The 3,290-nt window shown below is 69.7% G+C and carries 2 protein-coding genes; both read right to left on the reverse strand.

The genetic code is table 11. The features are described from left to right. Nucleotides 1–51 precede the first annotated feature (51 nt). The gene (gene gnd, locus DQW06_RS15675) at nt 52–951 is read right to left on the reverse strand and encodes a phosphogluconate dehydrogenase (NAD(+)-dependent, decarboxylating) (protein ID WP_117198797.1); all 900 of its coding nucleotides are present in this window, start codon (nt 949–951) and stop codon (nt 52–54) included. A 98-nt stretch (nt 952–1,049) separates the two neighbouring features. Continuing rightward, nucleotides 1,050–2,189 (reverse strand): DNA polymerase III subunit beta, encoded by a 1,140-nt coding sequence (gene dnaN, locus DQW06_RS15680; RefSeq protein ID WP_019609535.1) that lies wholly within the window; start codon nt 2,187–2,189, stop codon nt 1,050–1,052. Between the last annotated feature and the right edge of the window lie 1,101 nt (nt 2,190–3,290).

The following is a 3,290-nucleotide window of genomic DNA, read 5'->3' on the forward strand; positions in this document are numbered from 1 at the left end:
GCTCCCGGGGACGGCCCGTGGGCTGCGTCCCCGGGTCGGGGGGAGGACGCCTCAGACGTCGATGTCGTCGGAGGTCTCGGCGCGGTGCACGGCGTGCCCGCCGAACTGGTTGCGCAGGGCCGCCACGACCTTCATCGCCGGGCTGTCGTCCTGGCGGGAGGCGAACCGCGCGTACAGGGAGGAGGTGATCGCCGGGGCCGGGACCGCGAGGTCCACGGCGGCCTGGACGGTCCAGCGGCCCTCGCCGGAGTCCTCGGCGTAGCCGCGCAGGCGCGACAGCTCGGGGTCCTCCTCCAGGGCCCGCGAGAGCAGGTCCAGCAGCCAGGAGCGCACCACGGTGCCCTCGCGCCAGCTCTCGAACGTGCCGGGGACGTCGTCCACGAGGCCGGAGGCGACCATGAGCTCGTAGCCCTCGCCGAAGGCCTGCATCATGCCGTACTCGATGCCGTTGTGGACCATCTTGACGAAGTGTCCTGCGCCGACCGCTCCGGCGTGGACGAAGCCCACGCCCTCCTCGGGCACGAGGGAGTCGAAGACCGGGCGGGCCTTCGCGACCTCCTCGGCCGGGCCGCCGACCATGATGCCGTAGCCGTTCTGGCGGCCCCAGACACCGCCGCTGACACCGACGTCGAGGTAGCCGACGCCCTTCTCCGCCAGCGACTTGGCGCGGACGCGGTCGTCCGCGTAGTGGGAGTTGCCCCCCTCGATGACGAGGTCTCCCTCGTCCAGGAGTTCGCCCAGTTCGGCGATGGTCGCGGCCGTGGGGTCGCCCGCGGGGACCATCACCCAGACCACCCGGGGGGCGGCCAGCCGTTCGACCAGTCCGGCCAGGGTGTCGACGTCGCGCTCCGGCGAGGCGACGTCGTACCCGACGACCTCGTGGCCCTTCTCCCGCAGCCGGGCGGCCATGTTGCCGCCCATCTTGCCGAGACCGATCATTCCGAGCTGCATGGTTGCTCTGCTCCCCTTCGCCGCCTGTGGATGGACGCCGGCCGGCCCGGGTCGCGGACCGGATCCGGCAGGTGCCAGTCAATCGAACCGGCCGCGGATCAGCCCGGCTGACGCACCGGCATGATCAGGTAGCGGTACTCGGGGGAGGAACCCTCCTCCGCGGGCTTGCCGGTCAGGATCGACGGTTTGGTCGAGGTGGTGAAGTGCAGGCGGGCCACGTCGGTGCCGATGGCGCCGAGCCCGTCCAGGAGGAACCCGGAGTTGAAGGCGATCTGGATGTCGTCGCCGTCCAGGTCGGCCTCCAGGACCTCGACCGCCTGCGCCTCCTCGCCGGTGCCCGCCTCCAGGACCAGCTGGCCCTGGCTGAAGGACAGCCGCAGCGGGGTGTTGCGCTCGGCGACCAGCGAGACGCGCTTGACCGCCTCGACGAACTCGGAGCGGCTGACCTCGGCCACCGAGTTGAAGGTGTCCGGCAGCAGCGCCCGGTACTTGGGGAACTCGCCGTCGAGCAGGCGGGTCGTGGTGCGGCGGCCGCCGCCCTCGAAGCCGATCATGCCCTCGCCGGAGCCGCCGTCCGAGAGGGCGATCGAGACCTCGGCGCCCGAGGTGAGCGACTTGGCGGTGTCGTGGAGGGTCTTGGCCGGGACCAGCGCGACCGCGGACAGGTCGGGGTTCTCCGGCTTCCAGGTGAACTCGCGCACGGCCAGGCGGTAGCGGTCGGTGGAGGCGAGCGTGATGGTCTCGCCCTCGATCTCGACGCGCACGCCGGTGAGCATCGGCAGGGTGTCGTCGCGCCCGGCGGCCACGGCCACCTGGCTGACCGCGGCGGCGAAGGCGTCGCTGCCGACGGTCCCGCTCACACCGGGCATCTCCGGGAGCGTGGGGTAGTCCTCCACCGGCATGGTGGTCAGGGTGAACTTCGCGCTGCCGCCGGTGACGACGACCTTGGCGCCGTCGGTGGAGATCTCCACGGGCTGCGCGGGGAGGTTGCGGGTGATCTCGGCCAGGAGCTTACCGGTGACCAGGACCGTGCCCGGCTCCTCGACCTCGACGTCCACCGCGGCCTGGGTGGAGACCTCGTAGTCGAAGCCGGACAGGCGCAGCTGCTGGCGGCCGTCGAACTCACCGGCCTCCAGCAGGATGCCGACGAGCACCGGCACCGAGGGGCGCGTCGGGAGTGTGCGCGCGGTCCAGGCGACCGCCTCGGCCAGTACGTCGCGTTCGACCCGGAACTTCACTTTCCGACTCACTTTCCGCACGACCGGCGTGCCGGTCGAAGCCTCAACGTTGCAGCTCGTGGATCTGTGGGTCCGCCGAGGGCTCCGTCCACAGGGCTGTGGAGGCCGCGCCGGTGGCGCCGGGAGCTGTCTCGGATCCCGTACGGGGTCACCGCTCGGATGCGGGCGGCGGAGGACAGGGGCGAGACCACACGTTACCCGGATTCACCCGCTGCCGCTGACAGCTCAGCACCGGGCTGTCGTCGCGCCTGTCTCGGAGAGTTGTCCACAGATTTTCCGCGGAGCGGTTGTGAAGCCACATCTTGGTTAATGAAGGTGCGCAGTAGTAGTAGGGCCTGTGGATAGTGTGGATAACCCTTGTTTTCGCAGGTCAACCTGCGGATTTTTGTCCACAGGTCCTGTGGGTAACCCTGTGGGTAACTTGGCCCGCCTGTGGACGAACGAAGCCGTCCCCAGGTTTTCCACACTCCGTCCACAGCTTCGTCCACAGGTTTTCCCCAGGTTCTCCACAAGGATCGGTGGTTCAGTCATCGGATGACCCACCGCCGCGTCCACAGGGACAGGGGTGGTTACCCACAGGCTCGGCGCGCTTTTCCACAGGTTGTCCACAGGGTTGTCCACAGATTTGACCCCCCTCCTGTGGATAACTTGGGCGAGAGAGCGCCAAAATTTTTTTCCGAGCCCCTCCACAGAACACCCGAACCCCGACAAAGGGTCTGTGCACAGGTTTGTCCACAGGGGAGTTCCCCCTTCCGCGCGCCGAACACCGGCGCGGAGGCCTCCGACCAGGTGTGGGAAGGGCAACAGCGGCCCCGGAAGGCCTGGGAAACAGGGAGAACAGGGCGTGCCGGGCACGAACCCGTCCGGAGGTCGGCAGAGGCGGCGAACCCCTCCAGAGGCGGGCGTTCGTGCGCACAAGCCTGTGGATAACTCGGTCGCAGGCGTGGTGGGGCCCTGTGGATAACGTGTGCCGCCTTGTGACTGCGTCGCCTTGGGGACGTGTCGACAGGTGGCCGTGTCGACAGGTGGCCGTGTCCACAGGCCGACACACCGCCGCGGGCCGCGGACCGGACGCCGCGGGGCGGCCCCCGTCCCGGAGGC

The sequence above is a fragment of the Nocardiopsis sp. TNDT3 genome (assembly GCF_003427465.1).
GTDB classification, from domain to species: domain Bacteria; phylum Actinomycetota; class Actinomycetes; order Streptosporangiales; family Streptosporangiaceae; genus Nocardiopsis; species Nocardiopsis dassonvillei.

Coding starts and splice junctions, on each gene's coding strand:
- gnd (WP_117198797.1), bottom strand. CDS start 951: ATGCAGCTCGGAATGATCGGTCTCGGCAAGATGGGCGGCAACATGGCC.